Source organism: Bradyrhizobium semiaridum, assembly GCF_020329505.1.
Taxonomy (GTDB): Bacteria; Pseudomonadota; Alphaproteobacteria; order Rhizobiales; family Xanthobacteraceae; genus Bradyrhizobium; species Bradyrhizobium semiaridum.
In genome coordinates this window covers 1-17,915 of record NZ_JAGKJJ010000010.1, presented here as the reverse complement: position 1 = coordinate 17,915, position 17,915 = coordinate 1, and the positions used below count along the sequence as shown (strand labels likewise).

Annotated in this window: 13 protein-coding genes and 1 pseudogene; 1 reads left to right on the top strand and 13 read right to left on the bottom strand. The window is 65.1% G+C overall.

Translation table 11 applies throughout. The features are described 5' to 3' along the window. Window positions 1-24: 24 nt before the first annotated feature. A complete protein-coding gene (locus J6500_RS14060) occupies window positions 25-453 on the bottom strand; it encodes an OsmC family protein (RefSeq protein ID WP_225713303.1) in 429 nt (142 codons plus the stop codon). An 85-nt stretch (window positions 454-538) separates the two neighbouring features. Continuing rightward, window positions 539-1,213, bottom strand: coding sequence for a TetR/AcrR family transcriptional regulator (locus J6500_RS14055; RefSeq protein WP_225713302.1), 675 nt, complete (start codon window positions 1,211-1,213; stop codon window positions 539-541). Between the two features lie 367 nt (window positions 1,214-1,580). Here J6500_RS14055 and J6500_RS14050 point away from each other — a divergent pair, with 367 nt between their 5' ends. After that, the gene (locus tag J6500_RS14050) at window positions 1,581-3,083 is read left to right on the top strand and encodes a hypothetical protein (protein WP_225713301.1); all 1,503 of its coding nucleotides are present in this window, start codon (window positions 1,581-1,583) and stop codon (window positions 3,081-3,083) included. A 356-nt stretch (window positions 3,084-3,439) separates the two neighbouring features. Here J6500_RS14050 and J6500_RS14045 read toward each other — a convergent pair whose 3' ends face one another. From J6500_RS14045 to tolQ, 11 genes and pseudogenes are all read right to left on the bottom strand, one after another. Next, window positions 3,440-4,639 carry an ABC transporter substrate-binding protein gene (locus J6500_RS14045; RefSeq protein WP_225713300.1) on the bottom strand — a complete coding sequence of 400 codons (1,200 nt, stop codon included), beginning with the start codon at window positions 4,637-4,639 and terminating at the stop codon, window positions 3,440-3,442. Window positions 4,640-4,787: 148 nt separating this feature from the next. Further along, a complete protein-coding gene (gene ftsH, locus J6500_RS14040) occupies window positions 4,788-6,710 on the bottom strand; it encodes an ATP-dependent zinc metalloprotease FtsH (RefSeq protein ID WP_225713299.1) in 1,923 nt (640 codons plus the stop codon). A 274-nt stretch (window positions 6,711-6,984) separates the two neighbouring features. After that, a pseudogene (tilS, locus tag J6500_RS14035) lies at window positions 6,985-7,838 on the bottom strand (tRNA lysidine(34) synthetase TilS). A 56-nt stretch (window positions 7,839-7,894) separates the two neighbouring features. Further along, window positions 7,895-8,929, bottom strand: a complete 1,035-nt coding sequence (gene ybgF / locus J6500_RS14030) for a tol-pal system protein YbgF (RefSeq protein WP_225713298.1) — start codon at window positions 8,927-8,929, stop codon at window positions 7,895-7,897. 235 nt (window positions 8,930-9,164) lie between these two features. Further along, complete coding sequence (pal, locus tag J6500_RS14025) at window positions 9,165-9,647, bottom strand: peptidoglycan-associated lipoprotein Pal (protein WP_225713297.1); 483 nt, start codon at window positions 9,645-9,647, stop codon at window positions 9,165-9,167. 310 nt (window positions 9,648-9,957) lie between these two features. After that, window positions 9,958-10,692, bottom strand: a complete 735-nt coding sequence (locus tag J6500_RS14020; protein ID WP_225713296.1) for an N-acyl amino acid synthase FeeM domain-containing protein — start codon at window positions 10,690-10,692, stop codon at window positions 9,958-9,960. Window positions 10,693-10,863: 171 nt separating this feature from the next. Further along, complete coding sequence (locus J6500_RS14015; RefSeq protein ID WP_225713295.1) at window positions 10,864-13,203, bottom strand: putative bifunctional diguanylate cyclase/phosphodiesterase; 2,340 nt, start codon at window positions 13,201-13,203, stop codon at window positions 10,864-10,866. Window positions 13,204-13,381: 178 nt separating this feature from the next. Beyond that, entirely contained in the window at window positions 13,382-14,686 is a 1,305-nt protein-coding gene (gene tolB, locus J6500_RS14010) for a Tol-Pal system beta propeller repeat protein TolB (protein WP_376707806.1), read from the bottom strand. Window positions 14,687-14,777: 91 nt separating this feature from the next. Continuing rightward, the gene (tolA, locus tag J6500_RS14005) at window positions 14,778-15,713 is read right to left on the bottom strand and encodes a cell envelope integrity protein TolA (protein ID WP_225713294.1); all 936 of its coding nucleotides are present in this window, start codon (window positions 15,711-15,713) and stop codon (window positions 14,778-14,780) included. Between the two features lie 34 nt (window positions 15,714-15,747). Beyond that, window positions 15,748-16,215 (bottom strand): biopolymer transporter ExbD, encoded by a 468-nt coding sequence (locus tag J6500_RS14000; protein ID WP_225713293.1) that lies wholly within the window; start codon window positions 16,213-16,215, stop codon window positions 15,748-15,750. Between the two features lie 33 nt (window positions 16,216-16,248). Further along, a complete protein-coding gene (gene tolQ, locus J6500_RS13995; RefSeq protein ID WP_211988413.1) occupies window positions 16,249-16,962 on the bottom strand; it encodes a protein TolQ in 714 nt (237 codons plus the stop codon). Window positions 16,963-17,915 lie beyond the last annotated feature (953 nt).

Below are 17,915 nucleotides of genomic sequence, written 5' to 3'. Positions count from 1 at the left end.
TTGATTCGATCAGCCGTTTTGCGATCAGCTCTGCAACGACGCGTCGAGCGTGATCTTGGTGTTGAGCAGTTTCGACACCGGGCAGCCGGCCTTGGCCTTGCCGGCCAGTTCCTGGAACGTGGCATCGTCGGCACCGGGGATCTTCGCGGTCAGAGCCAGATGCACCGAGGTGATGGCGAAGCCGTCGCCGACCTTCTCCAATGTCACGTCAGCCTTGGTCTCCATATGCTCGGCCGTCAGCTTGGCCTCGCCCAGGATCAGCGACAGCGCCATGGTGAAGCAGGCGGCATGGGCCGCGCCGATCAGTTCTTCCGGGTTTGAACCGGGCTTGCCCTCGAAGCGGCTGGCGAAGCCGTAGGGGTAATCGTTGAGCGCGCCGCTCTTGGTCGAGATCGCGCCCTTGCCGTCCTTGATGCCGCCCTGCCATTTGGCCGAGCCATGGGTCGTGGTCATGCGTTGCTCCGTGAGGTTGGCTACCGAGCCCCAAGCCTACAACGCCGATGCGACAGGACGTGTTCGCGTAATGCGGCCTAAAGGCTCACGCCCCCACCAACGCCTTGGCCGGCGTCGTCGCCTGCACGACGAGGCCGCGGGCCCGCGCATCCATCACGCCGACCGCGCGCAGCGCAAGCAGCGTCACGGTCTGCACCGCCTCGCGCTGCTTCACGGGATCGTCGAGATTGGCCGGCGCCAGCGGGCCGACCAGCGCCTCGTGCAGCGCGCCGAGCAACGCCGTGGCGGCCAGCGCCGTATCCTGCGCCGGCAGATGGCCGGCGCGCACCGCAGCGTCGATGCGGGTCGCAAGCTCTCCAGCGATATCGCGGCGGCTGGCGAGGCGCGAGGCGGTGACGTCGACATCGACCGGCTCGGCGAGAATGCCCCAGGCGAGCTTGCGCTGCGACAGCACATGCGCCGCGATCGTGGTCACCGCGGCGGCGAGCGCCGACGACGGCCCGGGCGCGGCATCCGCGGCACGCCGGATCGCGGTCAGCTCGTCGCGCGAGACTTCCGTGATCAGCTCCGAGATCAGTTCGGCCTTCGACGGGAAGTAGCGATAAACGGTTCCGGCCGCGACATTGGCCCGCACCGCGACCGGCGCGATCTGGACCGCGGCCATGCCGCCGTCAGCCGCAGCGTCCCGCGCCGCCGTCAGGATTGCGCTGCGCCGCGCGGCCAGCCGTTTCACGACCTGATGAGTGCGCCGATAGACCATGGCGTTGCCATCCCCCCGCGGTGCGTCCGGCCGGCGCCCACCGGCAGAGAACGCACGCGTCTTCAATGTTTTGAGCGATCGATCCTGCAATCGCCTGAAGAAGTGAACAACTATTCAGACGGGATGACAAGGAGGAATTGTGAGGAATTTGCGACGCCAGCGGAGGGCGACGATCGGCGCCTCAGATCGCCCGGCGCGCGATGGTAAACCGCCCTCTAACACGATCGGGGCACATCGAAGCGCCTGTTCCCGAAGCGCAGCGATCCCGCCAATGCATTTACCCGAATTTATCGGGAGCCATGGTCCATTGGCCGCAACGCCGCGCCCGGTGTTGCCCTCGATGTCCCGCGTCCAACCAAGAAGGCCCATGTCCCTCTCCATCACCAGCAGCGTGAGCAACCGGAGCGCGGCGCGCGGACTGATGCCGCTATGCGCCGGCGTCGGCGCCTACCTGTTCTATCTCGCTGCGGGCGAGATCCTGCTGCGCGATTCCGACACGATGTGGCAGATCAAGGTCGGGCAGTGGATCCTCGACCACCGCGCGATGCCCTATAGCGACGTGTTCTCGTTCACGCGCTACGGCGAAACGTGGATCTCGAGCTCGTGGCTGTCGCAGGTCGCGTTCGCCTTCGTCTACGGGCCGGGCGATTGGGCCGGGCCGGTGATCCTGACCTCGCTTGCGATCGGCGCCACGGTTGCGATCTTCCTGCATCTGTTGAGCCCGTATTTCGATCCGGCGCGCGCATTCCTGATCGCAGCGCTGGCGCTGCTGTTGTCGACGACGCATTTCTTCGCGCGGCCTCACGTGCTGGCGCTGCCGGTGCTGGTCGCGTTCCTCGGCGGCCTGATGGCGGCCGCCGATCGCCGCAGCCATCCCTCCTGGTGGCTGCTGCCGCTGATGGCACTGTGGGCCAATCTGCATGGCGGCTTCCTGCTCGGACTGGCGCTGATCGGACCGATCGGCCTCGAAGCGGTGTGGAGCGCGGAGCCGAGCCGCCGCCGCGACCTGATCGCGCGCTGGGCGCTGTTCGGCCTCGCCGCGCTCGCGGCGAGCTGCCTCACGCCCTATGGCTGGAATACGCTGCTCGGCGCCACGAAGATCCTCAGCCTCGGCAAGCTGCTGTCGCTGATCTGGGAATGGATGCCGGCCGATTTCAGGACGCCGAGCTTGTTCGAAGCGACGCTGCTCGGCTTGGTCGGCATGGCCTTCTATCGCAAGCTGACGCTGTCGGTGCCGCGGATCCTGCTGCTGCTCGGCCTGATCTATATGGCGCTGACCCACGTCCGCAACATCGAGATCTTCGCCTTCATCGCCCCGCTCGTCCTCGCCAGGCCGATCGCCGAGCAATGGGGAACGACTGAAGCCACCGAGCCGCGCTTCGGTGAGGCACGGTCGGTCCCCTTCGTCACGATCCTGGCGGCGGTCGCGGTCCTGATCGGCGGCGGCGTGACGACGAAGCTCTTCGTCGACCAGCATCCCTTCAAGTTCCTGCCGTCGGTCACGCCGGTTGCCGCGGTCGACCTGCTGCAGCAGCAGAAGGCGCAGCGCATCTTCAGCACTGCGCCGTTCGGCGGCTACATGGTCAGCCGCGGCATGAAGGTGTTTATCGACGGCCGCGCCGAATTGTATGGCGAGCAATTCGTGCTCGACTATTTCGACGCCACCGAAGCCAAGAATGTCGGCCAGCTGCTCGGTCTGCTCGACAAGTACCGCATCGACGCCACGCTGCTGAATGCGACATCGCCCGCAGGCTACGCGCTCGATCACGCCGCGGGCTGGAAGCGGCTCTACAAGGACGGCACCGCCGTCATCCATGTCCGTGCAAACGACAAGACCAGCCTGCTGCCGGCCGCGCAGAGCACAAATTAGCGCGATGTTGGCCCCGTCACCCTGAGAGCTTGTGAATGTATGATTTACGAGCGGCGCCAAACATTCAGCGTCGTCCCTGCGAAAGCAGGGACCCATAGCCACCGATGGGCGTTGTTGCGCGCCGCTGGGGCCACAGCCTTTCTCAACAATCTAATCCTGTGGTTATGGGTCCCTGCTTTCGCAGGGACGACGCCGGCTATGTTGCACCGCTGTTCAACCCGTCATCCTGAGGTGGCCGCTTCAGCGGCCCTCGAAGGGTCGACGGCCACTGACCGGGCCGTTCATCCTTCGAGGCTCGCAAGGCTCGCACCTCAGGATGACGGAATCGGCGTGACGCTCTCGACCGAACAGACCGCTCAATTCCCCGTCTGCAGATCTCCGAAATTATCCCAGGTCTTGCCGTTGAAGCGCATGAACTGCATCTGGTCGACCGGCACGTGGTCGGTCGGCGACGTATTGACCCTGATGCCCGGCAGCAGCATCGGCAATTCCAGGTCCTTGATTGCGAATGCCTGCTTCAGGATGTTCTCGGTCGACAGATCGTTGCCGCAGGCCTTCAGCACCGCCTCCAGCGCCATCGCGCTGTTGTAGGCGTTGACGTAATTGGTATCGTGCTGATCGCCGTCGGGCACGTATCTGGTCATGAATTCGCGCCAGCCCTTCATGCCGGCATCGTCTTTCCAGGCCGGATCGTCGGGATCCTTCACATAGGCCGTGGAGATGATGCCGGTGCCGGCCTCGACGCCGGCCGGCTGCATCACGGTTGAAATCCACACCGCCGTATTGGACAGGAAGGTCAGCGGCCGCCAGCCGATCTCGTAGGCTTTGCGGATCGCCTGCGCCGCGAACTTCGGCGTCGCGGCGATCACGAAGACATCGGCGCCTGTCGCCTTCAGCTTGACGATCTGCGAGTCGATGGTCGGCTCCGTGATCTCGTAGGTCGCAACGGTGGCGACCTGGTCGTAGCGCTCGCCGAGCACGTCCTTCAGCCCCGCCAGATAGTCGCGGCCGTAATCGTCGTTCTGCGCGATCACGGCAAACTTTGCGTCTGGATTCTTCGCCAGCGCATGGCGCGCATAGAGCCGCGCCTCGTAGCGGAACGGCGCCTGCACGCCCATCGTCGCCTGCGGAAACTGCGCGATGTCGCCGAATTTCGAGGCGCCGGAGGCGAGGAACAGCTGCGGGACGTTCTTGCCCTGCAGATATTTTGCGATCGCGGTGTTATGCGCGGTGCCGATCGAGGAGAAGATCAGCGCGACCTCGTCGCTCTCGACGAGGCGCCGCGTCTGCTCCACCGTCTTCGGCGGCGCGTAGGAGTCGTCGAGCGAGATGAAGTTGATCTTGCGGCCGTTGATGCCGCCGCGCTCGTTGACCATCCTGAAGTAGCCGGCCTCGCCTTTGCCGAGCGCGCCAAACGCCGACACCGGCCCGCTATAGGGCATGGTCTGGCCGATCCTGATTTCGGTTGCGGTGACACCGCGGATCTCGGCGGCGTGCGAGACGGCCGACAGCAGCGGCAACGCAATCGCGCCGAGGGTGCCAAATGCCTTGCGCATCGGCTCCCTCCCCTATTTCCCGCCGCGCTTCCCGGGCGCGTTAACCGGCCGCCGGGGAGGATGCCATATCAACAGGCGGTCACAAAATACAAAAGCCCGGCTCGAGGCCGGGCTTCCGTAACACTGGATTTGTCGGGGCCGGTGAGGCTTACGCCTGCGGCTGCGGCTCGAGGCCGGTGTCCGGATCGGGACGCGGGCGCGGCTTGCCGGCGGGCGGAACGGCGGAGGCCCGCGGCGTCGACGGCTCCAGCACCGACTCGCGGTTGGGCTTCTTGCCCTTGAGGAGGTCGGTGATCTCGTCGCCGGTCAAGGTCTCGAACTCGAGCAGGCCCTTCGCCAGCGTCTCGAGATCCTCGCGCTTCTCGGTGAGGATGCGGGTCGCTTCCTTGTAGCCTTCCTCGACCAGACGCTTGATCTCGGAGTCGATCTTCTGGACGGTCGCCTCCGACGCGTTCTGCGTGCGCGAGACCGACATGCCCAGGAACACCTCGTCCTGGTTCTCGCCATAGGAGACGGTGCCGAGCTCTTCGGACAGGCCCCAGCGCGTCACCATCATGCGGGCGAGGCGGGTGGCCTGCTCGATGTCGGAGGCGGCGCCCGAAGTCACCTTCTCGCGGCCGAAGATCAGCTCTTCCGCGACACGGCCACCCATCATGATGGCGAGCCGCGAGGTCATCTGCTCCAGCGACATCGACAGCTTGTCGCGCTCCGGCAGCTGCATCACCATGCCGAGCGCACGGCCGCGCGGAATGATGGTCGCCTTGTGAATCGGGTCGGTCGCGACGACGTTGAGGCCGACGATGGCGTGGCCGCCCTCGTGATAGGCCGTCAGCAGCTTCTCTTCCTCGGTCATGACGAGCGACTTGCGCTCGGCGCCCATCATCACCTTGTCCTTGGCCTCTTCGAACTCGGCCTGCGTCACCATCCGCTTGTTGCGGCGGGCGGCGGTCAGCGCGGCTTCGTTGACGAGGTTCATCAGGTCGGCGCCCGAGAAGCCCGGCGTACCGCGCGCGATGGTCTTGAGGTTGATATCCGGCGCCAGCGGCACCTTGCGGACGTGAACCTTGAGGATCTGCTCGCGGCCGACGACGTCCGGATTGGGCACCACGACCTGGCGGTCGAAGCGGCCGGGACGCAGCAACGCGGGATCGAGCACGTCGGGACGGTTGGTCGCCGCGATCAGGATCACGCCTTCATTGGCCTCGAAGCCGTCCATCTCGACCAGCAGCTGGTTCAGCGTCTGCTCGCGCTCGTCATTGCCGCCGCCGAGACCGGCGCCGCGATGACGACCGACCGCGTCGATTTCGTCGATGAAGATGATGCACGGCGCGTTCTTCTTGGCCTGCTCGAACATGTCGCGGACACGGCTCGCGCCGACGCCGACGAACATTTCGACGAAGTCAGAACCGGAGATGGTGAAGAACGGCACGTTGGCTTCGCCGGCGACCGCACGCGCGATCAGCGTCTTGCCGGTGCCGGGAGGGCCGACCAGCAGCACGCCGCGCGGAATGCGTCCGCCGAGCCGCTGGAACTTGCCGGGGTCGCGGAGGAATTCGACGATCTCCTGCAGATCCTGCTTGGCCTCGTCGACGCCGGCGACGTCCTCGAAGGTGACGCGGCCATGCGCTTCGGTCAACATCTTGGCGCGCGACTTGCCGAAGCCCATCGCCTTGCCGGCGCCGCCCTGCATCTGCCGCGACAGGAAGATCCAGACGCCGATCAGCGCGATGAACGGCAACCACGAGACGAGCAGCGAGACGAACCACGGCACGTTGTCGCCCGGCGGCTTCGCGGTGATCGAGACCTTGGCGTCATAGAGGCGCTTCACGAGGTTGGGATCGCTCGGCGCATAGGTCTGGAAGCTCGAGCCGTTGGTGAACGTGCCATGAATCTCCGGCCCCTGGATCACGACGTCACGGACGTGGCCCTGGTCGACTTCGGTCAGAAGCTGCGAGAACGAGATGTCCGATGAGGAGGTGCGCTGACCCGGATTCTGGAAAAGCGTGAACAACGCCAGCAACAGCAAAACGATAATGACCCAGAGGGCGAAATTCCGCAGATTGGCGTTCATGGTCTTCCTTCGTGGTCGCGCGGATCGCGGCCTCTCTCATCCTTGGGCAAGTCTCTATCCTTGGGCCGGCTCTTTGGGAATCCCCAGGGAATCCATCCCGTCGATGGCATACAATTTAGGTGCCGGAGCGATCGATGCCAAGGGAACCGCACATGACTATTTACCGCATCCTAGCGCGATTCCCGCTCAAATAATGGCGCTGAATCCGGTGTTTTTCGGGGTGGTTAAGCCTCCTTCCCGGATTATTACGGCGATTGTAACAATCGGCCCGGGCTCAGGCGGAACGTGTCCGCCGCCGCGGCGCCGGCGTCACTCTGATGCGGCCGCCGGCAGCGCTGACGACGGCTCCGGCGAGGGTCTGTTTGAACCTGCCGCCGCGGTCCTCCAGGGTACGATCCAGCGCCGCAAGCAGGGTCTCGACCTTGCCGAGTTCGGCGGGCCCTTCGTATCCGGCACGGTCGATGGCACGCATAAGCAGGCGGAGACGGATTTCCTCCGGCATCGCCATGAACAGCGCCGCATCGATGCCGGCGTCGTGGTCGTTCCCATCCTTCAACGCAAGATAGCGCTCGGCGCCGTCGACCAGCACCTCCACGGCGGCATTGGCTCGCGCGAGCCGCGCCGCAAGCCGTGCCAGGTTCCTCGCATCGCCGCCCTCCTTGGCGAGAACAGGCATCAGCGCGCGCAGCCGCGAACGCGTGAACGCCGGATCGCGATTGGTCGGATCGTCGGCGAAATCGATGCGCGCCTTGTGCAGCGTTGCGATCAGCTGCGCCTTGGCGACGTCGAGCAGCGGCCGCGTCAGCCGCACGCCGTCGCGCTCGGTCTCGCGCGTCATCGCCGAGAGGCCGGCGATGCCGCTGCCGCGCAGCAGGCGCATCAGCAGCGTCTCCGCCTGATCGTCGCGGGTGTGCGCGGTCAGGATGTGCGTGGCGCCGTGCCGGCGCGCGGCCCGCGCCAGCAGGCCGGCCTGCGCGACAGGGCACGACGCCAGCGCGCGGCGAGCCACATCAGCGCCACGGAATCCGGACCGCCGGATACTGCGAGCACGATCGCGGGCGCGCTCGCGAGGCCCGCGAACAGGCGTTTGGCGTCCCTTGCCGAAATGGCGGACAGATCGTCTGGCATCGCAAGACCCAGCGTTTCGCAAGAAGAGGTCGGGCAGCGACCTCCGCGACGCCGGTTTAGCACTTCACCCGTTTTTGCTCACGGTCGATGGCGGCCTTCACGCCGCCGGATGCCCGCGGATATTTCCGCGTCACCTCGCCGAATGCGGCGCAGGCGGCTTCCTTTTCCTTCAGCGCCGCCAGCGACTGGCCGAGCCGCAGCAGCGCGTCCGGCGCCTTGGCGGATTTGTCGAACTTGGTGGTGACCCCGAGGAAGGTCTCGGCAGCGTCGCGATATTGCTGGCGCTGGAAATAGCTTTCGCCGAGCCAGTATTGCGCGTCCGCGACCAGCGGGTCGGCCGGATATTTCTGCGCGAAGTTCTTCATCGTCTCTTCGGCGAGCGCGTAATCCTTGCGCTGCATGTAGCCGATGCCGAGATCGAACTCATCCTTCGGCGTCGCCGACGGCGGCAAGGTGGTCAGGCCGGCGCCGGGGCCACGCGGCGGGCTGGTATTGCCGAGATCGAGCGGCTCTCCCGCGCCCCGGCCGCCGGGCGCACCGATGGCCGCCTCGTTGGACAGCGGCGCCGGGCCGCCACCGAGAGCGCGCGGCGCACCCGGTGCATTGGGGTTCAGCGACGGGTCGAACGCATCGCCGCGGCCGCGGCGGCCGCCAGGAGCTGCCTGAGGCGCCTCCTGCACGATCGGCGCAGGAGCCGCGATCTGCTGTTGCTGGTCATAGCCGCCCTGTTGCCGGCCATATCCCGGCTGCTGCGGCTGTCCGTAACCCTGTTGCGGCTGCGGATAGCCGGCCTGCTGTTGCGGATAGGCCAGGGATTGGGGCTGCTGCGGCGCGACGTTGGGCGAGGCCGCGGCTTGGCCTCCCGCCCCAGCGGGCTGGCCGCCGAGCTGGCGCAGCCGCTCCTCGAGCTGGCGGTTGCGGTACTGCAACTCCTCGTTCTGCCCGGTCAGCTGCCGCAGCTGGTTTTCCAGCCGCTGGATCCGCATCTCGTAGTCGCCGCCATCATCGGATTGCGCAAAGGACGGCGACGCAATGGCAATCAGCGCCGCGAGCGCCGCAGCGGAGGAAAGGTATTGAAGCCTGGATGACATTTTGCCCTGACGACGAGATCGGCGTGAAAAGCGAGCGACATTGAGCGATGGAGTACGCCGGAATTGTGACTGGACCTTCAAATCCAGCTCAACGTCGCGCGAAATGGTTTAATCCCGGCGGCAAAACAAGCAAGCGGGCAGTTGCGGGCGGTCCCGTTCATCAAGATGACGATACGCCAAAATGAAACCGGCGCCCGAAGGCGCCGGTTTGGAAGCATTGATCCGCAAGATCGCGTCAGGAGCTGGCGTTCAGCACGGTGACGGCGCGGCGGTTCTGCGACCAGCAGGAGATGTCGTTGCAGACCGCGACCGGGCGCTCCTTGCCGTAGGAGATGGTGCGCATGCGGCTCGGGTCGATGCCGCGCGAGGCGAGGTAGGCGCGGACCGACTGGGCGCGGCGGGCGCCGAGCGCGATGTTGTATTCGCGAGTGCCGCGCTCGTCGGCATGGCCTTCGATGGTGAAGGAGTAGCGGTTGTAGCTCTGCAGCCACTGCGCCTGCTTGTCGAGGGTCGCGGTCGCCTGTGGGGTGAGATCGGTCTGGTCGCTCTCGAAGAACACGCGGTCACCGACATTGACCACGAAATCCTGCGGGCTGCCCGGGGCCGCGGCGCCCGCAATCGCGCCATTGGCGTCCAACGGATTCTTGTTGGCGCAGGCGCCCATCGACAGCGCCACCGCCAGAACCGCAGCCAGCTTCATACCCTGGAGATAATTCATTCCCGGAGCCTCCACGCTCACGCTCTTCGTACTACCCAATCGGTCTACAGGGCGATGGTTAAGCGAACGTTCCGTCAACCTTGACGAGACCTTGCCGGACCCCATCAAATGCCAGCCAATGGCGAAAAGCGCCCCCGATGGTTAATGGGTGGCAAATGTGGCGCGACGGTGAAGAGAAGGCAAGGATTGCCCAAAGCCGCCTGCAGCGGGAGGTAATATCGAGTTCCCAAGGCCGGTGACCGGCGCCGAGCCGCTGGCCGGAGCCGAACGTCGCGCGGCGGGGCTGGCGTTGACCGGTTGATTCGCGGGGTCAGGTGCTCAGCACGATCGAGGGCCGCGCGAAGCGATCGATGGTCGCCTGCCGAGGGGTGTGGTGCTCCCGCTCGAACAACATGCGGCGCTCGAACGCCGACGAGCGCATCATCGGATAGCGCGTAAAGACCTTGTCGCGCATGGTCGGGAAATCCGCCGCCATCAGGCCGACCGGCTTGAGCAGGCCGGGGAATAGGCGCGGCTCGGCAATGGTCTCGTGGAAGAAGACGCGGCGGTAGAACGCCTGGTGCTCGGGACGCACGATCGCGAGCCCGAGATCGGCGTTGAAATACTCGCAGGCCATATAGGCGAGGCGGACCGTGACATAGGGCAGTTCAGGCGCGCGGCGGGCGCGATCGGGATCGGCGACGAACCGCGCCGGATCGATGATGATCTCGTCGCGATCGAGCTTCGGGTGCAGGATCTCGCCGAACGCCTCCGCCGAGCAGGACTCGCGCCATTGCTGGGTCAGCACGCTGATGCGCACCGAGCTTGCCAATTCGCCGTCGAGATAGACGCCGAAGGTCCAGGAATTCGGCAGATCATCATATTGATCGGTGACGCGCTGCTCGCGCGATTCCTTGACCGCGCCTTCGCGCAGATAGGCGCGGTAACGCAGATGGTAGATTTCTTCCTTCTCAGCCGGCGTTTGGGCGAGGCGGTAATCAACGTGATCAAGCAGCTCCGCCCCCCGCGAAAAAGCGACGGGAGACGCTGCGACGGGCGACCTCATACCAAACTCCGGCTTCCCACACACACACACACGAACAACTTCTGCGAGCTGGCGAGAATCTTAACAGTCCCCTAACGAATTTGCAAAACGTTGACGGCATTACAGTTAACCGGCACCCGTGGAACGCTGGCGCCCGGTTTCCCGGCTTACAACTTGTCGTTTAGGAAATGATCAGGCGATCGAGCGCGACGGGAGCGGAATGAGCTTCTCGTCGGAGCTGCGGCGGCCGTGCGATGCGTTCAGCAATTGCCGGATCCGCACTGCCGGAACCGGCCGGCTGAACAGATAGCCCTGGGCTTCGGTAACCGCGCCGTCGGCGCTGATCAGCTCGAGCTGGTCGTTGGTCTCGACGCCCTCGACCACTACAGACATGCCGAGATCGGCCGACAGCCGTGCCACGCCGCGCAGCAGGGTCAGCGGACGGTCGCTGTCGATGCCCTCGAGGAACGACCGGTCGATCTTGACCTTCTGCAACGGGAAGTTGTGCAGATAGCTCAGCGAGGAGTAGCCGGTGCCGAAATCGTCGAGCGAGATCCGCACCCCGAGCGTCCGCAACTGGGACAGCACGTCGTGGGTCAGCTGGGTGTTATGCAGCAGCGAAGACTCGGTGATCTCGATCTCGAGCCGGTGCGCCGGCAGGCCCGAAACCTCGAGCGCGTAGCGCACCTCGCTCAGCACATCGCGCTGATGGAATTGCTGCGGCGAGAAATTGACGGCGACGCTGACCGCCTCGGGCCACTTCATGCACTCCATGCAGGCCTTGCGCAGGATCCAGCGGCCGAGATCGACGATCAGCCCCATGTCCTCGGCGACCGGGATGATGTCGACCGGCGAGACGGTGCCGCGCACCGGATGGTTCCAGCGCAGCAGCGCCTCGCAGGTCGAGACCTTGCCCGACCTCAGATTGATCAGCGGCTGGTAGAACAGCTCGAACTCCTCGTTGGCCAGCGCCTTGCGCAGGTCGAGCTCGAGGATGCGGCGCGCCTCGACGGTTTGCGCCATCTCGTCGCGGAAGAAGCAGAAGGTGCCGCGGCCATCGGCCTTGGCGCGGTAGAGCGCCATGTCGGCGTTCTTGAGCAGGGTATCGGCGCTCACGCCAGGCGCGGTCATTGCGATGCCGACGCTGGCGCCGATCTCCACCAGATGGTTGTCGATCTTGTAGCGCTCGCTGAGGCGATCGACGATGCGGCGGGCCAGCCCCGCAGCATCTTCGTGCGAATGGATGTTCTGCTGGAACACGACGAACTCGTCGCCGCCGAACCGCGCCACGAAATCTTCCGGCCGCAGCATCTCGCGCAGCCGCTCGGCAACCGCGCACAATAGCTGGTCGCCGCAAGGATGGCCGAGCGTGTCGTTGACCTGCTTGAACTGATCGAGATCGACGAACAGCAGCGCAGAGCGATGCTCGCTGCCGTGCTGCGTGGCGAGCAGCCGGCCGATCTCGTCGCGGAAATTGACCCGGTTGGGCAGCGCCGTCAGTTCGTCGTAGCGCGCGAGATGGCTGATCCTCGCCTCGGCGTCCTTGCGTTCGGTGATGTCCTCGACCAGCACCACCGTACCGCCGCCCGGCATCGGCTGGAAGGTCCAGTCCAGCGAACGATTCTTGGCGGGATCCGGGTCGCTGGTCACGAGATCACCGGCCTGCGAGCTCTCGATCTCCGACAGGATTTGCTGGGCGGTCGCCACCGAGATCGCCCCGGACAGCACGCAGGCATTGCAGATGTCGGACACGCTGGCGCCGCGCTGCACGAAATCATCCGGCAGCTGCATCATCGCGATGAAGCGCCGGTTCATCACCGCGAGCCGGCCGTCGGCGCGGAACATGCACAGCCCGTGCGGCATGTTGTTGAGCGCGGTATCGAACTGGTTCGCCAGCGCCGACTCGCGGAAGCTCGCAGTCAGCGCCTTGACGAAGATCGCGTGCAGGCTGAGGTTGATGCCCTTGAGGCCGAGGAAGAACAGCACCAGCAGGATCGACAGGCCGACATAGTAGAAGTCGCCGTGGATCGCCAGCGCCAGCGACATCGGCCCGCAGGCGACCAGCACGTGGAGTTGCAGCAGCCGCGGCCGGCCGTAATTGCGGGCGGCGCCGCCTGCCGTATAACCGACCGTCACCGCGACGCAGAGCATGTGCGCGACGGCGTCACCGCTGCCGATGATGGTGACGAAGCACCAGGCGCCCAGCACCGCGGCATAGACCATCGCGCCGATCGAGTAGCGCGGCGCCCAGACCTTGGCTTCCTCATAGGTCAGCCCGCCGCCCTGCCCTTCGTCGTATTTGCGCATCTGGAACGCGCGCGCAGTGCCGATGGCGATGATCAAGAAGGCGAACGGCCACAGCAGCGCGTTGCCGGTCTTGAGCGCGGTCATCACCGCGGCGGTGGCGGTGGCGACGCTGCCGAGGAACATCGCCCAGAAATTCTGGCGCATCGAATCGACAAGCGCAGCGTAGAGCACTGGCTCCAGCTCGTCCTGGCTGCTGCCTTGTCTTTTCTGATCGACCAACTGCATCGGCAGGCGTACGTCCTCTTCAGGCCGCATCCTTACCGATCGCAGATGAAGTCTTTCTGAGGGAATATCGTTAGCAAGTCGTTGCCGCACTCCTGAGAGGCAGCAAATTCACCATGAAAATCAGCGCACTAGGCAAGAGCCGCCAGCCGCTACCGGGGTTACCCGGGGGCAATGCGGCTCACGACAGCAGCGGCGACCAGGCGGGATCGGAGGCAAAGCCCGGCGTCGGCACGCGCAGCTCGTTGCGGCCGGAGACGTCAATCGTGTACAGCGACGGCCCACCATTGCCGCCGGGATCGCGGAAGAACATCACGACCCGCCCGTTCGGCGCAAACGTCGGGCCCTCATTGTGGAAGCCCGAGGTCAGGATGCGCTCGCCCGAGCCGTCGGTCTTCATGATGCCGATCGCGAACTGCCCGCCGCCCTGCTTGGTGAAGGCGATGTAGTCGCCGCGCGGCGACCACACCGGCGTCGAATAGCTGCCGTCGCCGAACGAGATGCGCTGCGCCTGACCGCCGGTCGCCGGCATCACGTAGATCTGCGGCTTGCCGCCGCGATCGGATTCGAAGCAGAGCCGTGAGCCGTCGGGCGCGTAGGACGGCGAGGTGTCGATCGCCGGCGTATCGGTCAGCCGCGTCATCGCCTTGGAGCGCAGGTCCATCACGAACAGGTTGGAATTGCCGCCCTGCTGCAGGCTCATGATGATGCGCTGGCCGTCCGGCGAGAAGCGCGGCGAGAACGACATGCCCGGGAAGTTGCCGACGATCTCGCGCTGGCCGGTCTCGATGTTGAGCAGGTAGACCCGCGGATCGCCCTGCCCGAATTCCATATAGGTGATCTCCTGGGTCGACGGCGAGAAGCGCGGCGTCAGCACAAGGTCCGAGCCGCGGGTCAGATAGCGCACATTGGCGCCGTCCTGGTCCATCAGCGCCAGCCGCTTGACGCGGCGCTGCGCGGCGCCGGTCTCGTCGACGAACACGACGCGGGTGTCGAAATAGCCCTTCTCGCCGGTCATCCGTTCATAGATCTGGTCGGAGATGATGTGGGCGATGCGCCGCCAGAACTCGGCCGAGGTGTCGTATTGCTGGCCGGCGAGCTGCTGGCCGGTGTTGACGTCCCAGAGCCGGAACTCGGCCTTGACGCGCCCGTTGGCCTGCCGCGTCATGCGGCCCGTCACCAGCGCCTGCGCGTTGATGCTCTTCCAGTTGTTGAAGTTCGGCGGGGCGTCGATGTTGATCGACTTCTCGAGATAGGTGGCCTGGTCGATCGGCGCGAACAATCCGCTGCGCTTGAGATTGTTGGTGATAACCTGCGTGACGCCGGCGCCGACTTCGGTATCGCCCGGCGTGCCGGCGGCGAAATTCGGGATCGCGATCGGGATCGGCGCGAACTCGCCCTCGGTGATGGTGATCCGCTTCTGCGCCAGCGCTCCGCGTGCGCCGAATGTCGACGCCGCGACGAGAGCTGCCATTCCGGACATCATCTCGCGGCGGTCGGGACGAAACAACTTTTCTCGCAACTTATCTGAACTGCTCATCGGAACGCTTTTGGCTTGGATAATGGTTGCACCGGGCTCAAAGTGGCTTTTCCTGGAAGACCGGCGTGAAGGACTTCCATTCGTCGAAGAATGCTGCCGGCAGGCGATACGGCTGGCACTGAATGATCGCGCGCATCGCGCTCTCGGCGTAGGCGCGGGCGTAAGGCGTCGACGGCGTGCCATCCAGCACCGGCATACCCTCCAGCCCCCCATCGCGCTTCAGGCGAATATCAATCGCAACCTCCGGCCTCTGCGCATCGAGCCCGCCATAAGGCTTGTTCTTCCAGCAGACCTCAACCTGCTGCCTGAACATCGCGCCCCAGGTCGCGGAATTGTCGGCGGCCTTGCCCCTCGACGTGCCGAGCGCGGCGTTGGCGTTCAGCGTATCGCCGGTCATCGAGGCGCGCGTCGGATCGCGCTTGTCGAGCAGCTCGGCGATCTTGCTCTTGTCGAACACGCGCTCCCTCGGCTTCTGCTCCGGTGGCGGCTTGGCGGCCTGCTGCACCGGCTTCGGCGGCGGCTTCTTCTCTTCCTTCTTGATCGCTTCGGCGATCGGGTCGGGCTTTACCGGATCGGGCTTCTTCTCGACCGGCTTCGGCTCTTCCTTCGGCTTGTTCTCGACCTTCTTCGGCGGATCCGGCTTCTTCTCTTCCGGCTTCTCGACCTTCGGTGACGGCGCGGGCGCGGTGTCGGTCACCACCGGCGGCTTCTTGTCCTCGACCTTGCCGACGGCGTCGTCGACCGGCTTGGCTTCGGCGACCTTCTCGACCAGCGGCTTCGGATTTTCCTTCTTGCCGTCCTTCTGGCCGGCCATGACGTGGGAAAGCTGGTCGGACGAGACCACGTCGACGGCAACGGACTCCTCCTCCGGCATCACGAACGCCTTGGTCGAGAACGACACCAGGCCCCACCCGATCACGAGGACGTGCAGGACAATCGATGCCGCCAGAGTCTTGTCGACCTTGACCTTCAAATCAGGCTTCCCCGTGCCTTGCCGCACATGGTGTTTAACCGCCTTCCGGGATGATGACGATATTCGCCTTGAATCCCGCGGCCCGGACCTGGCCGAGCAATTTCATCATATCCGTGTAACAGACGTCCTTGTCGCCGCGGAGATAGACCACTTTTTCAGCTTCCGACCGTGCATCCCCGATCGCCTTGATCTTGCCCGGGAATTCGGCGGCCGTGACCGGCGCGTCGCCGAGATAAAGATCGACGTTCGAGTTGCAGCTGCCGTTGGTCCGCTTCACCGACAGCGTCAGCGGCGGCTGGTTCGACGAGATCGACTTGCCGCCTGAGGCAACCGGCAGGTCGATGTCGATGTTCGACGTCATCAGCGGTGCCGCCACCATGAAGATGATCAAGAGCACCAGCATCACGTCGACCATCGGCGTGACATTGATCTCGGCCATCACCGGCTTGCGGCCGCCGCGGCGGCGTCCGCCGCCGCCAGACCCTGCCATGCTCATCGCCATGATCGTGCGCTCGCAATTCCGTTCATCAGGTCCTCACGCCCGCTCGTCGATCTGACGCGACAGGATGGCGGAGAACTCGTCGGCGAACCCTTCGAGGCGCGCGGCCTGCCGGTTCACTTCGGAGGTGAACTTATTGTAGAAAATTGTCGCCGGAATTGCGGCGATCAGGCCGATGGCGGTGGCAAACAGCGCCTCGGCGATACCGGGCGCCACCACCGCCAAAGAGGTATTTTTCGAGGCCGCGATCGACTGGAAGCTCGACATGATGCCCCAGACGGTGCCGAACAGGCCGACGAAGGGCCCGGCCGAGCCGACGGTGGCCAGCACCAGCAACCGCCGCTCCAGCCGTTCCACCTCGCGGGCGATCGAGACGTTCATGACCTTCTCGATCCGGGCCTGCAGGCCGGCAAAGGACCGCGTCTGGCTCTCGAATGAGCGCTTCCACTCCCGCATTGCAGCGACGAAGCAGGCCGCCATCGACTGGGTCGGCTTGGCCGACAGCGACCGGTAGAGTTCCTCGATCGACTGTCCGGACCAGAACGCCTGCTCGAAGCGGTCCATGGCGCGCTTGGTGCGCCCGTACAGCAGGATCTTGTCGATCGCGATCGCCCAAACCCAGACCGAGCAGGACAAAAGTCCCAGCATCACGCATTTGACGACCCAATGGGCCTGCCAAAACAGCGCGATCAGCGACACATCGCTCGATGCCAGGGGCAGAGCTGACTGAGCCACGTCGGCGGGATTCATCGGCAATATCCTCTCAACGCAAGTGTCCCAAATAGGCGGGCCGCGATCGGCACCGCTTCCACGGCCGCGCCCGGCGCGGCAAGATTGCGCAAGAGCCTCTTACATCTGTCGCATGGGGGGCCCGTCCAAAGCCGGGCCCTGCTTCCCTTGCCAACATGTCAAAACGAGGGCTTTTCACGCGTCATTCCGACCCTAACCAAACGCTAATCATAGTTAAGGCGAGGTTACCAAAGGGAAATTTGGGGACGGAAATGCCGCCAGGTGAGGAGGTTGGCGGGTTCCCGGAAGGGACCAATGAAGGCCCGCTCGGGGAAGGCCCTCCCCCGCCCGTCGGCCCCTGCGAAGCTATCAGGCCCGTCATCCTGAGGTGCTCGCGGAGCGAGCCTCGAAGGATCGACGGCCACCAGCCGGGCCGATTCATCCTTCGAGGCTCGTCCAGCGGCGCCATTGCGCCGCAAGGCTCGCACCTCAGGATGACGGTGATAATTTGATTCAACGGTCAAACAGCTTGCTCGGTGTCCTCGCCCGGCCGGTGCGCAATTGCGCACATGGACGGCGATCCAGTATTCCAGAGGCAGCAGTGCTTGAGCCGAGAGGCCGCGGCGTACTGGGTCGCCCGTCGAGCCGGGCGATGACAGTTTTGGGGGGATACGGCTTCGCGCTCTCGGGACATGATTTGTCCCGAGCTTTGCATTTCGTTTCGCCCTTCTTCGAACAGAGGGCGCAGGGAAAGCCGGGTGCCGATCGCACCCATGGGCCCCGAGCAATGGGTAGAAAGCTCGGGGGTAGGACCACAGGTGTAACCGGAAACAACCCGGCTTTCCCTGCGCGATGGGTTACGGCTTATACGTGCTTACCCCGGCGAGACTGGGCTTTGTTGTCACCGCCCTCGCAAGACGCAATTGCATCGAGCGAGAGGACACCTGCCACCAGGGCGTCCGGCCTGCACGATT

Coding starts and splice junctions, on each gene's coding strand:
- J6500_RS14050 (WP_225713301.1), top strand. CDS start 1,581: ATGTCCCTCTCCATCACCAGCAGCGTGAGCAACCGGAGCGCGGCGCGC.
- J6500_RS14045 (WP_225713300.1), bottom strand. CDS start 4,639: ATGCGCAAGGCATTTGGCACCCTCGGCGCGATTGCGTTGCCGCTGCTG.
- J6500_RS14055 (WP_225713302.1), bottom strand. CDS start 1,213: ATGGTCTATCGGCGCACTCATCAGGTCGTGAAACGGCTGGCCGCGCGG.
- J6500_RS14020 (WP_225713296.1), bottom strand. CDS start 10,692: ATGAGGTCGCCCGTCGCAGCGTCTCCCGTCGCTTTTTCGCGGGGGGCG.
- ybgF (WP_225713298.1), bottom strand. CDS start 8,929: ATGTCATCCAGGCTTCAATACCTTTCCTCCGCTGCGGCGCTCGCGGCG.
- pal (WP_225713297.1), bottom strand. CDS start 9,647: ATGAATTATCTCCAGGGTATGAAGCTGGCTGCGGTTCTGGCGGTGGCG.
- tolQ (WP_211988413.1), bottom strand. CDS start 16,962: ATGAATCCCGCCGACGTGGCTCAGTCAGCTCTGCCCCTGGCATCGAGC.
- ftsH (WP_225713299.1), bottom strand. CDS start 6,710: ATGAACGCCAATCTGCGGAATTTCGCCCTCTGGGTCATTATCGTTTTG.
- J6500_RS14060 (WP_225713303.1), bottom strand. CDS start 453: ATGACCACGACCCATGGCTCGGCCAAATGGCAGGGCGGCATCAAGGAC.
- J6500_RS14015 (WP_225713295.1), bottom strand. CDS start 13,203: ATGCAGTTGGTCGATCAGAAAAGACAAGGCAGCAGCCAGGACGAGCTG.
- J6500_RS14000 (WP_225713293.1), bottom strand. CDS start 16,215: ATGGCGATGAGCATGGCAGGGTCTGGCGGCGGCGGACGCCGCCGCGGC.
- tolB (WP_376707806.1), bottom strand. CDS start 14,686: ATGATGTCCGGAATGGCAGCTCTCGTCGCGGCGTCGACATTCGGCGCA.